16 protein-coding genes and 1 pseudogene are annotated in these 15,318 nt (G+C 57.2%); all 17 read right to left on the reverse strand.

The genetic code is table 11. The features are described from left to right. Positions 1 to 174 precede the first annotated feature (174 nt). Positions 175 to 846, reverse strand: coding sequence for an endonuclease III (gene nth, locus IKE44_RS08330; RefSeq protein ID WP_049624925.1), 672 nt, complete (start codon positions 844 to 846; stop codon positions 175 to 177). A gap of 88 nt (positions 847 to 934) precedes the next feature. Beyond that, positions 935 to 1,639 carry a DnaD domain-containing protein gene (locus tag IKE44_RS08335; RefSeq protein ID WP_049624926.1) on the reverse strand — a complete coding sequence of 235 codons (705 nt, stop codon included), beginning with the start codon at positions 1,637 to 1,639 and terminating at the stop codon, positions 935 to 937. 63 nt (positions 1,640 to 1,702) lie between these two features. After that, on the reverse strand, positions 1,703 to 2,995 hold the full coding sequence (gene asnS, locus IKE44_RS08340; protein WP_033014026.1) for an asparagine--tRNA ligase: 1,293 nt from the start codon (positions 2,993 to 2,995) through the stop codon (positions 1,703 to 1,705). A 161-nt stretch (positions 2,996 to 3,156) separates the two neighbouring features. After that, a complete protein-coding gene (locus IKE44_RS08345; protein ID WP_287465605.1) occupies positions 3,157 to 4,338 on the reverse strand; it encodes a pyridoxal phosphate-dependent aminotransferase in 1,182 nt (393 codons plus the stop codon). A 21-nt stretch (positions 4,339 to 4,359) separates the two neighbouring features. Then, positions 4,360 to 4,839, reverse strand: a complete 480-nt coding sequence (locus tag IKE44_RS08350; RefSeq protein WP_049624832.1) for a cell wall elongation regulator TseB-like domain-containing protein — start codon at positions 4,837 to 4,839, stop codon at positions 4,360 to 4,362. A gap of 5 nt (positions 4,840 to 4,844) precedes the next feature. After that, the gene (locus IKE44_RS08355; RefSeq protein ID WP_064502496.1) at positions 4,845 to 5,015 is read right to left on the reverse strand and encodes a YpmA family protein; all 171 of its coding nucleotides are present in this window, start codon (positions 5,013 to 5,015) and stop codon (positions 4,845 to 4,847) included. Positions 5,016 to 5,049: 34 nt separating this feature from the next. Next, the gene (locus IKE44_RS08360; protein ID WP_287465608.1) at positions 5,050 to 5,268 is read right to left on the reverse strand and encodes a hypothetical protein; all 219 of its coding nucleotides are present in this window, start codon (positions 5,266 to 5,268) and stop codon (positions 5,050 to 5,052) included. 53 nt (positions 5,269 to 5,321) lie between these two features. Continuing rightward, positions 5,322 to 8,075 carry an ATP-dependent DNA helicase DinG gene (gene dinG / locus IKE44_RS08365; RefSeq protein ID WP_049624831.1) on the reverse strand — a complete coding sequence of 918 codons (2,754 nt, stop codon included), beginning with the start codon at positions 8,073 to 8,075 and terminating at the stop codon, positions 5,322 to 5,324. A gap of 50 nt (positions 8,076 to 8,125) precedes the next feature. Then, positions 8,126 to 8,509, reverse strand: a complete 384-nt coding sequence (gene panD, locus IKE44_RS08370) for an aspartate 1-decarboxylase (RefSeq protein WP_033010095.1) — start codon at positions 8,507 to 8,509, stop codon at positions 8,126 to 8,128. A 14-nt stretch (positions 8,510 to 8,523) separates the two neighbouring features. Further along, positions 8,524 to 9,393, reverse strand: coding sequence for a pantoate--beta-alanine ligase (gene panC / locus IKE44_RS08375; RefSeq protein WP_033014059.1), 870 nt, complete (start codon positions 9,391 to 9,393; stop codon positions 8,524 to 8,526). After that, a pseudogene (panB, locus tag IKE44_RS08380) lies at positions 9,393 to 10,230 on the reverse strand (3-methyl-2-oxobutanoate hydroxymethyltransferase). Before panB ends, panC begins: the two are co-directional and overlap by 1 nt. Positions 10,231 to 10,495: 265 nt before the next feature. Then, the gene (locus IKE44_RS08385) at positions 10,496 to 11,485 is read right to left on the reverse strand and encodes a biotin--[acetyl-CoA-carboxylase] ligase (protein WP_049624830.1); all 990 of its coding nucleotides are present in this window, start codon (positions 11,483 to 11,485) and stop codon (positions 10,496 to 10,498) included. Next, on the reverse strand, positions 11,443 to 12,657 hold the full coding sequence (locus IKE44_RS08390) for a CCA tRNA nucleotidyltransferase (RefSeq protein WP_287465610.1): 1,215 nt from the start codon (positions 12,655 to 12,657) through the stop codon (positions 11,443 to 11,445). The genes IKE44_RS08385 and IKE44_RS08390 overlap by 43 nt, the downstream gene beginning before the upstream one ends. Next, complete coding sequence (gene bshA, locus IKE44_RS08395; protein ID WP_049624829.1) at positions 12,657 to 13,790, reverse strand: N-acetyl-alpha-D-glucosaminyl L-malate synthase BshA; 1,134 nt, start codon at positions 13,788 to 13,790, stop codon at positions 12,657 to 12,659. Before bshA ends, IKE44_RS08390 begins: the two co-directional genes overlap by 1 nt. After that, entirely contained in the window at positions 13,787 to 14,497 is a 711-nt protein-coding gene (gene bshB1 / locus IKE44_RS08400; RefSeq protein WP_033014019.1) for a bacillithiol biosynthesis deacetylase BshB1, read from the reverse strand. The genes bshA and bshB1 overlap by 4 nt, the downstream gene beginning before the upstream one ends. Before the next feature lie 5 nt (positions 14,498 to 14,502). Then, positions 14,503 to 14,937 (reverse strand): methylglyoxal synthase, encoded by a 435-nt coding sequence (gene mgsA / locus IKE44_RS08405; RefSeq protein ID WP_033014018.1) that lies wholly within the window; start codon positions 14,935 to 14,937, stop codon positions 14,503 to 14,505. 31 nt (positions 14,938 to 14,968) lie between these two features. Continuing rightward, a partial coding sequence (gene dapB / locus IKE44_RS08410) for a 4-hydroxy-tetrahydrodipicolinate reductase (protein ID WP_287465611.1) occupies positions 14,969 to 15,318 on the reverse strand: 350 nt, incomplete at its 5' end.

Raw genomic sequence — 15,318 nt, forward strand, 5'->3', positions numbered from 1 at the left:
CCAACGACGCCGACCAATCCACAATCAGGAAACAGCGGCAATGCTGGCATGAGAAATGGAAGCCGCCAGTGAGATCACCTGCCTCAAAAAAGCGGATGGCCCGATAAGCCATCCGCTTTTTCATGGCGACTTGCCTAGAAATATGCCCGTCCGGGAAAAAGCGGGCGAGCCCATTCAGTCGGCACGCGCACGTTTGTTTTCCCTCTTTCGCATCCGCTTTTTTCCCTCGCGACATAAACGAAGAAGCGGGCATACCGGGCATTGCGGCGCCTGCGCCTTGCAATGGTAGCGGCCGAAAAAAATCATCCGGTGGTGGGTGATCGACCATTCTTCCTTTGGAATGGTTTTCATCAACGTTTGTTCCACTTCCAGAACTGACGCGTCCCAACGGCAAAAGCCGAGCCGCTTGCTGACCCGCTCGACATGCGTATCAACGGCGATGGCCGGCACGCCAAATGCCACGGAGACGACGACGTTGGCCGTCTTCCTTCCGACGCCCGGCAGCTTCATCAATTCATCGCGGTCGCGCGGCACCTCACCGTTGTACTCCTCAATCAGCATCGCGCACAACTTTTGAATATTTTTCGCTTTGTTCCGGTATAATCCGATCGATCGGATGTCTTGCTCCAGCTCTTCAAGCGGCACCGCGATGTAATCGTGCGGCGTTCGGTATTTTTCAAACAAATGTTTCGTCACCTTATTGACGAGCGCATCGGTGCATTGCGCTGACAAAACGACCGCGATCAACAGTTCGAACGGATTGCGGTGCACAAGTTCGCAATGGGCATTGGGAAACATGTCCGCCATCACGTCCAAACAGCAGCGGATTTGCTGCTTCGTCAGCATCCCTCTTCTCCTCCTTTCGCGATGTTTGGCCATCCATACGAGCATTTCGCGATTTTGGCCAAACAAAAACGAGAGACTGCGCTCTCGTTTACGAGTCAAGCCAGTTGAAAAACGGAATCGTCTGCTTAAATTCTCCTGTCTCCTGTTTCGCCGGGCGGGCGAGCGGTTTCGGCTTGCGGAATTTTTTGCCGTAATCGTGCGCCTGCTCGATCGTGCGGATGCCGTTCTTTTTCCACTCAAACAAAATGCGGTCGATGTAGCGAAAGTTCAGTTTTCCCGACAGCACCGCCTCGCGCAGCGCAGCTTTAATGATGGCCGGTTCATGGCCGTCTTGGTCGATCCACATCGCGAGCGTTTCACACTCAAACGGGGAGAGCGGGCGGCCAAATTCTTGCTCAAAAACCGTATATAGGCTTTCCTCCTCCTGCTGGCCGCCGCACTCATCCTTGGCCGCTTCTGCATACAAATGGTGAACCAGCTGCTCCCAAAGCGGTTCGAGCGTATACTTTTCACTGCGGATGCCGCGTTCGTCCGTATGCTCCTCAATGGCCACCATCCCCTTTCGCAAAAGGCGGCGCATCATTTCCATGCACTCCGCCGCCGGAACCGTCATTCTCTCGGCCAGCTCCGCCGGCGTCGGAAAGGTGATCCCTTGCTCAAAAAACGACTGCATATGCAAAAGCAGCACGAGTTCCGCCTCGCTCAAGCCAAGCTGTTTATAATGGTTCAATAACAGCTTTGGAACGGTGACGCTTCCTTGCGCCAGCCATTCGGCCACCTTTTTCTTTTCCATGCCGATGCACCTCAACTATAGTATAACATGCCGGCGGCAAAAAAACCCCCTTTTTGCAGGGGGTTACGGATACAAACGGTTGAGAAGGCGCGGGAATGGGATCGTTTCACGCACATGCTCGACGCCGCAAATCCAAGCGACCGTGCGCTCAAGGCCGAGCCCGAACCCAGAGTGCGGCACCGATCCGTATTTGCGCAAATCCAAATACCATTCATACGCCTCAAGCGGCAAATGGTGTTCCTCAAGGCGTTGCTTTAACAAGTCATAATCATGGATACGCTCCGAGCCGCCGATAATTTCCCCGTACCCTTCCGGGGCAATGAGGTCGGCGCACAACACAACGTCCGGCCGCTTCGGATCCGGCTGCATATAAAACGGCTTTAATGACGTCGGGTAATGAGTGATAAAGACCGGCTTCTCGAAACTTTCCGCAATGGCCGTCTCATGCGGCGCGCCGAAGTCGTCGCCCCACTCGATGTCGGTGAACCCTTTGTCGTGCAAAAGCTTGATCGCTTCGTCATACGTCAGGCGCGGAAACGGCGGCGTGACCAACTCAAGTTTGGACACATCGCGCTCAAGCCGCCCAAGCTCGAGCCGGCAGCGGCTGAGCACCGACTGCACAAGATAGGAGACGTACTCTTCCTGCAGCCGCAAGTTGTCTTCAAACTCGTAAAACGCCATTTCCGGCTCGACCATCCAAAATTCAATCAAATGGCGGCGCGTTTTCGACTTTTCAGCGCGAAACGTCGGGCCGAATGAAAATACTTTGCCGAGCGCCATCGCCGCTGCCTCCATATACAGCTGGCCGCTTTGCGACAAATACGCGTCTTCATCGAAATATTTCGTGTGGAACAGCTCGGTCGTTCCTTCCGGCGCGCTGCCGGTCAAAATCGGCGCATCGACTTTGACGAACCCGCGGTCGTTGAAAAACTCGTACGTTGCCCGAATGACCTCGTTGCGGATTTTCATAATGGCATGCTGACGCCGCGACCGAAGCCATAAATGGCGATGGTCCATCAAAAATTCGACGCCGTGCTCCTTTGGCGTAATCGGGTAATCGACCGCTTCATCGATGACTTGCAAGTCCGTAACCGACAGTTCGTAGCCGAACGGCGAGCGCTCGTCAATGCGCACTGTTCCGGTCACATACAGCGATGTTTCTTGCGTCAACGTTTTCGCGCGTTGGAATACTTCCTCTGAGACGTTCGCCTTTTCGACGACACCTTGAATGAAGCCCGTCCCGTCGCGCAGCTGCAAAAAGACGATTTTTCCGCTCGAGCGCTTATTGGCCAGCCAGGCACCGATCGTGACTTGCCGGCCGACATATTGGTTTACTTCCGCAATCGTCGTTTTCACGTACTTATTCCCTCCAATGATTGACACGTCCATCATTCGCTATTATACCGTTGCGCCAACACGGCAGCAACGGCCAGGTCGGGGCGGCGAAATGCGGCGCTTTGTACTGCACCGGCCGTTGCCGCCTGACAGCATATCCACCCTGCCCCGCGTGGATTTGGTTACGCGCGCGCTTCCATGAATCGGCGGATGCGTTCCACCGCCGTTTCCAGCGCCTCAAGCGAAGTCGCATACGACAGGCGGACATTGTCCGGCGCTCCAAACCCGGAGCCGGGCACGAGGGCGACTTTCGCCTCTTCGAGCAAGACGGCGACGAACTCGTCGACCGTGCGGCAGCCCGCCATCTCCGCCGCTTTGCGGGCGTTCGGGAACAAGTAAAACGCCCCTTGCGGCTTGACGCATGTAAACCCTGGAATTTGCACAAGCTTGTCGTAAATGATATGGAGCCGCTCTTCAAACGCTCGGCGCATTTCTTCTACCGGATCCTGCGGGCCGCTGTACGCGGCGATGGCCGCGTATTGGGCGATTGACGTCGGGTTGGATGTACTGTGGCTCGCCAAGTCGGTCATCGCTTTGATGATTTCTTTTGGACCTGCTGCATACCCGATGCGCCATCCCGTCATCGAATGCGACTTCGACACCCCGTTGATGATGACGATCTGCGCTTTCAGCTCCGGCGCCAGCTCAGCGATCGAGACATGCTTCGCTCCGCCGTAAATCAGCTTTTCATAAATTTCGTCGGAGACGATCAAGAGGCCGTATTCTAAGCAAATGTCACCGAGCGCCTTCAGTTCTTCGGCCGTGTAAATCATGCCGGTCGGGTTGCTCGGCGAGTTGATGATGACCGCCTTCGTCCGCGGCGTGATCGCCTGCTTCAGCTGCTCTGGCGTAATTTTGAAATCGTGTTGTTCCAGCCCTTCCACATAAACGGGAACGCCGCCGGCGAGCTTCACTTGTTCCGGGTAGCTGACCCAATACGGCGTCGGGATGATGACCTCATCGCCCTCGTCGAGCAGCACTTGAAAGAGGGTGTAAAGGGCGTGCTTCGCCCCGACGCATACAATCACTTCCGCCGGCTCATACTCAAGCCCTTGATCGCGGGCAAACTTTTTGATGATTTCCGCCTTCAGCGCCGGCAGCCCGCCCGAGGGCGTATATTTCGTATGCCCTTCGTTCATCGCTCTTACCGCTGCATCGAGAATGTGCCGCGGCGTATTGAAATCCGGCTCTCCGGCCCCGAGGCCGATCACGTCGTATCCAGCCGCTTTCAATTCTTTCGCTTTCGCCGTAATGGCCAATGTCGCCGATGGCGTCAGCGACGCCACCCGTTTTGCCAGTTTCATCGCTTCTTCCCCCTCATGTCCTCATCGTTGAAAACTGTACCTCTTCAAGAACGCGCCATCGGTGAAATGAAGGTAATAAAACGAATACCTTCCTTCCGAATCGATATATGTCAACTCCCAAAGAGGCACGCCTTTTTCCATGCCGAGCGTCGCGTCAATGATCTGCTGCGGGCGGCGGTCGCGCTCTAAAATGGCGCGCGCTTTTGCTTCGCTGATGCCGCTGTCCGCCCGCTTGACGACGACATTTCCTCCTTTTTCCGGCACCCAAACGACGACGTCCGTTTTTTCTTGCTTCGTCCGGCCGATGAATACAGTGTACGCTTCATCCCCATAATATGTATAGACTTTCTTGACGTCAATCAATCCGACTGCCTCCCTCGCCCGCGCAAGCGCGTGTTCCGCCATGGACCGTTTGGGCGCCATCGCCTCTCCATAAATCAACCATGCCTGCCAAATGAGGAAACCAAAAAAAAGGAGAGCCAACCATCCCCATTTTTTCATCGCGATCACGTCCGGTAAATCGTGAAGACGGCCTGTCGTTTGTCGTTCTCATCCAAAGCAAGGCCAAACATTAAATTGTTGCGCTTCAGCGTCCGGTTCAAGCAGTCGACAATTTTGTACAAATCGTCGGAATGCTGGACTTTGACGGTGGCGAGCACTTCAATTTTGCTTTCCATTTTCGTCGCTTCCTCCTGTGCGGCGCAAATTTTGTTACTTATACAGGCCGGCGGCTCCGGCAACAATACAAATACAGCAGATCTGCAGCCAGGCAGCGAAAGCCGCAGGCTGCCAGCATCGCAGTTGTGCTTCTTCCCTATTATAGCAGGTTTGTCCGACCATTTCATAACAAATTTGCCCGCCTACACCGCCAACGCAAATTTGCTTCCTTCCGCCCCGCTCGATGCGGGGAATTTTTTTGCTGCCTGCCATCTTTAGATTGCACCGTTTCCCCTCTCTTTATGAGAAGGAAGCGACGACATGCCCTAAACGCCATTGGGCCGGCGGCCTTGCCAAAGCCAGGCGTCCGCCGCATCGAGCAGCTCCAAAAGTCCACCCTCATGCACAGGAAGCGGCGGCAGCGACGCGAGAAAGTCCGCTCGGTACGGAGCGTTCGTCAACCGGCGGTCAAGGACGAACACCACTCCCTTGTCGCGCTCGGTGCGGATGAGACGGCCGACGCCTTGCTTCAATCGGAGGACGGCCTCGGGAAGCGACAGCTCATAAAACGGATCGCCTCCCCGTGCACGAATGCGTTCACTTTTCGCTTCCATCACCGGATCGTCCGGAGGAGCAAACGGCAAACGCGCGATGATGAGCGCATCAAGCGCATCCCCCGGCAAATCGACCCCCTCCCAAAAACCGCTCGTCCCAAACAGCACAGCGCGCTCAAACTGCAAAAACGTCCGGATGAGCTTGGCCGGACTGCCGCTTTGCACCCCTTGAGCGATCAAGACAAATGGTTCGTCCGCCTCGTCGTTTTTTAACGCCTCGACAGTCATTTTCAACAATTCGTACGATGGAAACAACACAAGCAGCCGCCGGCCGACGCGCCGGGCGACTGCTGTGATGGCCGCCGCTGCCGCCTCGGCATACGTCTCGACCGAAACAGCGGAAGCGAGCGGCATGTCCGCCGGCACAAAGAGCGCAGCCTGTTCCTCGTAGCGAAACGGCGCCGGAAACGAGCGGCACAGCGGATAAAACTCGTCCAACCCGAGGCGCCTCGTCATATACGCGAAACGCCCGCGAACCGTAAGCGTTGCGGAAGTCAAAATGACGCTCCGCTTTTTCATAAACAGCCGGTCTGCAAAAAAATCGGCGAGGTCGACCGGCTGGGAATAAAGGCGGACGGCGTTCGCCGCCCCTTTCTCATCCGCTTCGATCCAGCGGACGGCGCTGGGATCCGTTTCCGTCAACAGCCGGACAAGCGTTGCCAGCTGTCGCTCCAACGCCGCCAAATCCGCTGCCAGCGAAGCAGGCAACGGAGAACCATCCGCGGCGGGCGCTGACACAAGCGGCATCGCGGCACCGCATAGCGCCGCTGCCGAGTCGCGCAGACGCCAGCATAACTCCGTCGCTGCCTGCCACGTCCGGCCGCCCTCGTCAGCCGGGGAAAAACGGCAGCGGCAACGGCCGGCCCGCGCCGGCTTTTTCGCAAGCGCATAGCGGCGCAGCAAACGGAACAGCTCGTCCCCTTCAAATTGCAACTCTTCCAAACGCCGTTGGCAGCGGGCGATCGCGTCTTCCGCTTCACCGTGCTCCGCTTCCGGCCATTTTCCAAGCGTTTGCGCTATTTTGGCCGTCAGCAGACGAAAAGACACGTAGTCAATCCGTTCGCCAAACGAATGGGCGGCAGCGTCCTCGAGCCGATGGGCCTCATCGATGACAAGATGGCGAAACGGCGGCAAAAGCGGCGAAGAAGCTGTCAAATCATGAAGCAAAAACGCGTGGTTCGTAATGACAATATTCGCCCGCTCGGCGCGTTGTTTCGCTTGGGCGAAAAAATGATGCCTCCCGCCGTCTTCCCCCTCGCCAATGGCCAGCTCTGACAACAAAAGACGGGCGCCGGACGACACATTCAATTCGTCCAAATCGCCGCTGTCTGTCTCAAGCAGCCAGACGAGCAGCTGGCACTTCAACAGCGCCGCATCGTACGTATCGCACGGTTCAGACAAAAACGAAACGAACTTGTCGAGGGAAAGGTAGTTTTGCTTCCCTTTCAAGACGGCGACCCGAAGCGGAAACGGCACGACTTGCCGCAGCACGGGCAAATCGCGGCGGATGAGCTGCTCTTGCAGCTGAAGCGTATGCGTGCTTACCACGACCCGCTCCTGGCGCTCACCGGCAAAAAAGGCGGCGGGAATCAAGTAGGCGAGCGATTTGCCGAGCCCGGTTCCCGCCTCAATGAGCGCATGCTGGGACGTCGACAGCGCCTCATAGACAAGCCGCATCATCTCCCACTGCCCCTCACGTCGTTTGTAGCCAGGAAGCGGAAGGGGCGGCGCCTGTTCATAAAAAGCAGCGAACGAGGCGGAAGGGGAATGCCGTCTGCCGTCATCCGGCTTTGGCGCCGGTTTTTTCAGCGCAATGCCGCGGTATACCGCGACCGTGTCATCCACTGGCGCTTCTTTTCGTTTTTCCGCAATGACGGCGTCCAAGAGCGAATAAATGTCGCTTTTCAAATGGCGGGCGAGGCGGCGCAGCTGTTCAAGCGTCAACAAGGGCAGGCGGTGCAGCCGTCCGAGCAGGGCAATGAACAGTTTGGCGGTCACTTCCGCATCGCTGTCCGCCTGGTGCGGGCGATCATGGCGAAGGCCGAGCTGTTTCGCCAAATCGCCAAGCTTGTAGCTTTCCGCCGACGGCAGCACGATGCGCGCAAGTTCCACCGTATCGATCGTCGGACCGGCAAACGGCGGACGCCCGGCCCGCTCGAGCTCCGCCTGCAAAAACGGCAAATCAAAATCGACGTTATGCGCGACGAAATACGCCCCCTTCATCATGGCGGCAATCTCGCCCGCTTTATCGGCAAACAGCGGCGCCTCTTCAACGGTCTGCTCGTCAATATTGGTCAGCTGTTGGATGAACGGCGGGATCGGCTGTTCAGGGTTGAAAAAGCTGGCAAACCGCTCCACGATCGAGCGGCCTTCCACCACCGCCATGCCGAGCTGGATGATCCGGTCGCCCTTTTTCGGCCCGTTTCCGGTTGTCTCCAAATCAATAATGACAAAGCGCATTGCCATAAACGATCACCTCAAAACGAAAAGGGGCGGAAAGCCCCTTTTTGACCACATTATAAAATCGTATGTGCCGGCTCTTCGGCGATAAGCTGCGCGATCCGGTTGTGTTCGTCCATAATGGCGATTTTCGGTCGATGCGCGGCGACTTTTTCTTCCGGAACGAGCGCATACGAAATTACGATGATGATATCTCCTTTTTGCACGAGGCGGGCGGCCGCGCCGTTTAGGCAAAAGACGCCGCTGCCGCGCTCCCCGGGGATGATATACGTTTCAAAGCGGGCTCCATTATTATTGTTGACCACCTGCACTTTTTCATTAGCCACCATGCCGACGGCGTCCAAAATATCTTCATCGATGGTAATGCTGCCGACGTAATCCAGGTTCGCTTCCGTCACACGGGCGCGATGAATTTTGGCGTTCATGAGCGTACGAAACATGGACGATCCCCCCTTTACTCCCCTCGCCTGTCCGCTGCAGGCAACTCGACCATGATGTTATCGATCAAGCGGGCGCCCGCAAACCGGACGGCAACCGCAATGAGCACCGTTCCGGCAAGCGCCGAAAGCGGCGTTAAATCGGGATATGAGCATACTTCAACATAATCGATTTCCGCATGCGTATGCGCCTCAATATGCTCCCGCACGAGGCGGCGGATGGCTTCCGCGTTCCGCTCCCCGCGGTCAACAGCCGCTGCTGCGGCCTTAAGCGCCTCGTAGAGCGCCGGCGCTTCCTTTCGCTCCTGCGGCGATAGATAAACGTTGCGCGAGCTTTTCGCCAGCCCGTCGGTCTCGCGCACCGTCGGCACCGGCACGAGCTCGATCGGAAAATTAAAGTCGCGGATTAAGCCGGCGACAACGGCCACCTGCTGGGCGTCTTTCATCCCGAAATAGGCGCGGTCCGGCATGACGATATTGAACAGCTTAATGAGCACGGTCGCCACGCCGTCGAAATGACCGGGCCGCGACCGCCCACACAACACATCGGTGCGCGCCTTGACGACCGCTTGCACCGAGAGCGGCGCCGGATACATTTCGTCCACCTCCGGGTGAAACAATACGTCCACGCCATGCTGGCCGGCGATGCGCCGGTCGCGCTCAAAATCGCGCGGGTAGCGGGCAAAATCTTCGTTCGGTCCAAACTGAAGCGGGTTGACAAAAATGCTGAGCACAACGATATCGTTCTCTTCGCGCGCCCGGTCGATGAGCGCGGCGTGCCCATCGTGCAAATAGCCCATCGTCGGGACGAACCCAATCGTTTTTCCTTCGCGGCGATATTGGCGCATCAACGCCTGCATTGTCGCAATGCGGTCGACAACGATCATCATTGCTTTCCTCCGTATAACGCCACCCATTCTTCTTCCTTCATGGTAAACGCGTGCGCCGGCTCTGGAAACTGCCGCAGTTTGACATCGGCGACATAGTTAGGCCAATGCCTGGACGACGGCATCTTGAATGACGGCGTATTGTTTGACAAACTTCGGCACACGGTCAACACCGTAGCCGAGCACATCATGATACACGAGCACTTGGCCGTCCACCTCGGCCCCGGCGCCGATGCCGATGACAGGAATATGAAGCTCCCGGGCAATGGCGGCGCCAAGCTGCCTTGGCACGCATTCGAGCACCAAGGCGATCGCGCCCGCTTGTTCGCACTGTTTCGCATCATCCATAAGCTTTTTGGCGCTTTCCGCATCTTTGCCTTGCACTTTGTAGCCGCCGAGGACGCCGACCGACTGCGGTGTCAGCCCGAGGTGGGCGACGACCGGCACGCCGGCTTTCGTCAGCGCGGCGATGACGCCGGTAACTTCATCGGCTCCTTCCACTTTGACGGCGTTCGCCCCCGATTGCTGCATGATGCGCCGGACGTTTTGCAACGCTTCCTCTTTCGACGCATGGTAGGACATAAACGGCATGTCCGTGACGACAAACGTGTTGGGCGCGCCCCGCCGCACCGCCTTCGTATGATGAATCATGTCCTCAACCGTCACCGGAATCGTCGAGTCATAGCCGAGCACGACCATGCCGAGCGAGTCGCCGACCAAAATCATGTCCACCCCGGCTTGCTCCGCGAGCTTGGCCGATGGAAAATCATAGGCGGTCACCATGACGATGGGCTCGCCTGTCTGTTTCATGCGAAAAAAATCCGTTTTCGTCTTCACATTGACTCCCTCCCCTTTTGTTGCAGAGGAGGTGACGCGACCGAAACAAAACGTCCTTCTTTTCCGCCTTGAGAAAGAAGGACGCCATAAACCGCCGTCGGTTTCGTTCACCCCTCTGTCCCAGTCCTTCGAGTAAGGATCAAGGCAGATCGTCTCAACCATTTATTCATGTTGCCAGCCTCGGTGCAGCTCTTTCTTGACAAAGATACTGCCCTTTCCTCGCCTTGTATTTTAATAAAATTGTCACAATTTTTCTAGTGGCAATTTACAACTGAATATCGGCTGAGTGAATATAATGGGTGTTTTGCTCCTCATCTTCGAGAATGAGCAGCCCGTCTTCGGTGATGCCGCGGGCGATGCCGCGAATCGTGCCGCCCAGCGTTCTTGCCGTCACCGGCTTGCCGATCGAAACCGCATACCCTTCCCAAAGAAGCTTGATGGGGCGGAAGCCGTGCGCCAAATATTGCTTATACAGCCGCTCGATGCGGAGCAAAATTTCTTGAATGAGCGGCGCGCGCTTGATGTGTTCGCCTTTTTCAATGGCAAGCGACGTGGCGATGGCGCGAATGTCCTCGGGAAATTGTTCCGCTGTTTGATTGACGTTAATGCCGATGCCGACGATGACCGAGCGGACGCGGTCGGGATCGGCCTGCAGCTCGGTTAAAATGCCGACGCCTTTTTTGCCGTGAAGCAAAATGTCGTTCGGCCATTTAATATCCGGGACAAGCCCGGTCACTTCTTGAATGGCTTGGCTAATGGCCACCGCCACAAGCATCGTCAATTGCGGCACCCGCTGCGGAGGGATGGGCGGGCGCAAAATAAGGCTCATCCAAATGCCGGTTCCTTTCGGAGAAAACCATTTCCGATCGAGGCGCCCGCGGCCGGCTTTTTGCTCTTCCGCGACGACCAGCGTCCCCTCCGGCGCCCCTTCGTACGCCAGCTTGGCGGCGATGCGCTGCGTGGAATCGACTTCCTCGAAAAAATGGATCGTATGGCCGAGCGTTTCCGTTTTCAGGCCGAGCTGGATTTCATTCGCCGTCACCTTATCCGGCGTGCTTACGATCCGATAGCCAAGGCGGCGCACCGCTTCGAGTTCAAAGCCTTCTTTGCGCAGCTCCTCGATGTGTTTCCATACGGCCGCCCGCGAACAGCCGAGCCGTTCGCTGATTTTTTGTCCCGACAAAAACTCGCCGTTCGCTTCTGCAAACAGCTCTAACAGTTTTTTTCGCGTGTCCGATTGCGCTCCATGAGCCATGCGTAAATCCGCTCCTTCTCGTTCTCGACTTCTCCGTTGACGACCGCCCGCCATATGGCGTCAAGCGCCTCTTTCACCCACGGGCCGGCCGGTTTCCCGACCCACTCGATCACGTCTTTTCCGTTGACCGCCAGCTCCCCTTTCGTTTTGATCGGCAAGGAGGCAAAGCGGCGGCGCAGTTTCTCATGCCATGGCCCAGGCGGCGCGCCGGCGAAGGCGGCGCGCACTGTTTCCACCGAGAGCGCCCGCTCAAGGCCGGCGGAAAACAGCTGTTCGTTCGTCCATGCTTCCGGCCGTGGAATGTCAGCCAACGCCGTCAAAATGGCGCCCGCTTCGTCGACCACTTTGTTCGGGAGCTTCCACGCGCGCAAAAACGGACGGCTTTCCTGCACACCAAGCGCATGGCACAAAAGCGCCCACCGTTCTTCGCGCGCGGCAAGCCATGGCCAACGATAAGCCGCCGCCAGACGCAGTTGCTTCTCTTTCCCTGCCAAACCAGGCAAGTAAGCGTTCAATCCGGTTTCGGCCAACAGCGGCAGCGCCCTGGCGGCAAACGGACCGCCGAGCAGCTTTTCCATCTCCATCGTCATCCGCTCGACTGAAATGTGGGCCAAAAGCGGAGCGTTTTGGACGATCGCCTGTTCCGTATCCGGCGCAAGCGCAAATCCGAGCTGGCTGACAAAGCGAACGGCCCGCATCATGCGAAGCGCATCTTCACGAAACCGCTTTTCCGCCTCTCCGACGGTGCGAATGATTCGCCGGCGAATCGCCTCTCGCCCTCCAAACGGATCAATGATAGTCCCATATTCGTCCATGGCGATGGCATTCATCGTAAAATCGCGCCGTTTTAAGTCTTCCTCAAGCGAGCGGACAAACGTCACCGACTCCGGACGGCGGTAGTCCTCATAGTCGCCGTCCGTGCGAAATGTTGTCACTTCATACGCTTTTCCTTTATGGACAACGACGACCGTGCCGTGTTTCGAGCCGACATCGATCGTCTTTGGAAAAATCGCCATAACGTCTTCCGGCAAGGCGCTTGTCGCAATATCCACATCGCCGATCGGGCGTCCAAGCAGCAAATCACGCACCGCTCCGCCGACGAAATAGGCGTCATAGCCATGCTGTTTCAGCTGTTGAATGATGCCGAGCGCCTCTTGAAACGGCGGTTTCATCATTTCACCTTCCTTGCGGCGAGCGAAATGTACAGCTGTTCATATTGCCCGACGATGTCGGACGAACGAAACTTTTGCTCGACCGTTTGCACGGCCTGGCGCGCCATCTCTTGATGAAGGCGGCGGTCGGTCAGCAGCATAAGCGTCCGCCGAGCCGCTTCTTCAACATCGCCAAGCGGACATAAAAACCCGCTTTTTCCGTCTTCGATCACTTCCGGAATGCCGCCGATGGCGGTGCCGATGCACGGAACGCCGCACGCCATCGCTTCGAGCAGGACAAGCCCGAAGCTTTCTTTTTCCGACAAGAGCATCATCACATCGCTGATCGAGTACAGCTCTTCGAGTTTGTCCTGTTTCCCCAAAAATCGGACATCGCCGTTGAGCCCGAGCTCTTTGACAAGCCGGCAGACGACGGTCATTTCTGGGCCGTCGCCGACAAGCAAGAGCTTGGCCGGCATATGGCGGCGGACGATGGCAAACGCCCGCACGACATCGGGCACGCGCTTCACTTTCCGAAAGTTGGAGACATGGATCACGACCTTTTCCTGTTCACTGATGCCGTATTCCCGCCGCAAATGGCCGGCCTCCCGACGGCGGTACACGCGTTCGTCGACAAAGTTGTACACCGTATAGATCGGTTTTTGCACATCGAGCAACTCGTACGTCTGCCGCACGAGGGCGTCAGACACCGCGGTGACGATATCGGACTGCTCAATGCCGAACTTGATCATGTCAGACAGCGACGGATCATAACCCAAGACGGTAATATCGGTGCCGTGCAGCGTCGTGACAATCGGCAGCTCGCCGACCATTTGTCGCGCCAGCACGGCGCAAACGGCGTGCGGGACGGCGTAATGGGCATGAAGCACATCGAGCCGTTCGCGCTTAGCCACCGCCGCGATTTTGTTGGCAAGGGCCAAATCGTACGGCGGATACTGAAAGACCGAATACTGATTGACGTTCACTTCATGGTAATAAATGTTTCCATATACTTTGTTCAACCGAAACGGCATGCTCGAGGAAATAAAATGGATCTCATGCCCTTTTTCGGCCAGCAGCTTGCCGAGCTCGGTGGCAACGACCCCTGAGCCTCCGACTGTCGGATAACAAACAATCCCGATTTTCAGCTTCATCGCGCCTCCTCGAATAAATCAAAAAGATGAATCGGCGTTTTGGACAAAAACCCTTCGGCATAGGCGGCGCCAATTTGCTGGCCAAACCAACGCTCGCGGCTTTCCACCGTCTCGATGTAGCCGTTTGTCAGCGGCGTGTCCACCGAACCGGGCCGCTTTTCAAATTGGCTTTCATACGCGCGCAGGCTCGCCAGCTTGTCGCCGACCGTCTCGCTAATATCGATCAGAAAATGCGGCCGTTCAAACGCATTGATCATGTAATAATACATAGCGCGGACGCGGTGGGCGTCGCCAAGCTCCCCGGCGCCGTAGCGGCGGATGCCGGCAGAAAAGACCGCCTCCTCGACAAGGCGGGCGCATTGCCCGTGGTCGGGATGACGGTCGACCCAATACGGAGCAAAGACGACGCGCGGGCGGTAGCGGCGGATGACCGACACGATGCGGCGAATCGCCTCTTCCCTGATCAAAAGGCCGCGATCCGGCAGCCCGAGGTTGAGGCGAAGCGCCACGCCAAGCCGCCGGGCCGCCTCGGCCGCCTCTTTCTGCCGCTCGTCGACCGTGCCGTTGGACGACAGCTCCGCCTTCGTCAAATCGCAAATGATCACCCGAAAACCGCGGCGCGTGTATTTGGCGATCGTTCCGCCCATGCCGATTTCAACATCATCCGGATGGGCGCCAAACGCCAATAAATCACACGTTTCCGTCATCGCTGTCACCTTTCTGTTTTCGATTCCTCCCCGCCTTTTGTTCGGCCGCGCACAATGCTGCGCCATGCCAAATCGCCGCGCTCCAACGCACGGATGAGCAGCTCGGCCGTACCGATGTTCGTCGCCAACGGCACGGCATAGACGTCGCAAAGGCGCATCAACGCGCTGATGTCCGGCTCGTGCGGCTGGGCGGTCAGCGGGTCGCGGAAAAAAATGACAAGGTCCATTTCATTGCGGGCGATCATCGCCCCAATTTCTTGGTCGCCCCCGTACGGTCCGGACTGGAAGCGGTGGACGGCAAGGCCGGTCGCCTCCTGAATGCGCAGCCCGGTCGTGCCGGTGGCATACAGTTCATGGTTGGCCAGCACGGGCGCATAGGCGGTCGCAAAGGCGACCATGTCCTCTTTTTTCTTGTCGTGGGCAATCAAGGCGATTTTCACGTTTCCCCCTCCCTCGTTTGCGCAAGCCGCGCTATTCTAAAATATGTTCAAGCCCATACACAAGCGTATGTAAATGCATGACCGTCTCGACGGCAAGCTTCACCCCGGACATAAATGAACTCCGATGAAACGAGTCATGGCGGATCGTCAACGTCTGACCGTCGCCGCCAAAAATGACTTCTTGATGGGCGACAAACCCCGGCAGGCGGACGCTGTGGATCGGAATACCGTCGTACGCGGCTCCGCGCGCCCCTTCAAGCGTTTCTTTTTCGTCCGGATGACCTTGCTTTTTCGACGGACGGACCTCGGCGATGAGCTGCGCCGTTTTCAACGCCGTTCCGGACGGAGCATCCAGCTTTTGGTCATGGTGCAGCTCGATAA

The organism is Geobacillus sp. (assembly GCF_017515625.1).
In the GTDB taxonomy this organism is placed as follows: Bacteria; Bacillota; Bacilli; order Bacillales; family Anoxybacillaceae; genus Geobacillus; species Geobacillus stearothermophilus.

Excerpts from the sequence above, each read along its gene's own strand:
- nth (WP_049624925.1), bottom strand. The coding sequence starts at position 846 with ATGCTGACGAAGCAGCAAATCCGCTGCTGTTTGGACGTGATGGCGGAC.
- IKE44_RS08335 (WP_049624926.1), bottom strand. The coding sequence starts at position 1,639 with ATGGAAAAGAAAAAGGTGGCCGAATGGCTGGCGCAAGGAAGCGTCACC.
- IKE44_RS08345 (WP_287465605.1), bottom strand. The coding sequence starts at position 4,338 with ATGAAACTGGCAAAACGGGTGGCGTCGCTGACGCCATCGGCGACATTG.
- IKE44_RS08350 (WP_049624832.1), bottom strand. The coding sequence starts at position 4,839 with ATGAAAAAATGGGGATGGTTGGCTCTCCTTTTTTTTGGTTTCCTCATT.
- IKE44_RS08355 (WP_064502496.1), bottom strand. The coding sequence starts at position 5,015 with ATGGAAAGCAAAATTGAAGTGCTCGCCACCGTCAAAGTCCAGCATTCC.
- IKE44_RS08360 (WP_287465608.1), bottom strand. The coding sequence starts at position 5,268 with ATGGCAGGCAGCAAAAAAATTCCCCGCATCGAGCGGGGCGGAAGGAAG.
- dinG (WP_049624831.1), bottom strand. The coding sequence starts at position 8,075 with ATGGCAATGCGCTTTGTCATTATTGATTTGGAGACAACCGGAAACGGG.
- panD (WP_033010095.1), bottom strand. The coding sequence starts at position 8,509 with ATGTTTCGTACGCTCATGAACGCCAAAATTCATCGCGCCCGTGTGACG.
- panC (WP_033014059.1), bottom strand. The coding sequence starts at position 9,393 with ATGATCGTTGTCGACCGCATTGCGACAATGCAGGCGTTGATGCGCCAA.
- IKE44_RS08385 (WP_049624830.1), bottom strand. The coding sequence starts at position 11,485 with ATGGCTCATGGAGCGCAATCGGACACGCGAAAAAAACTGTTAGAGCTG.
- IKE44_RS08390 (WP_287465610.1), bottom strand. The coding sequence starts at position 12,657 with ATGAAACCGCCGTTTCAAGAGGCGCTCGGCATCATTCAACAGCTGAAA.
- bshA (WP_049624829.1), bottom strand. The coding sequence starts at position 13,790 with ATGAAGCTGAAAATCGGGATTGTTTGTTATCCGACAGTCGGAGGCTCA.
- bshB1 (WP_033014019.1), bottom strand. The coding sequence starts at position 14,497 with ATGACGGAAACGTGTGATTTATTGGCGTTTGGCGCCCATCCGGATGAT.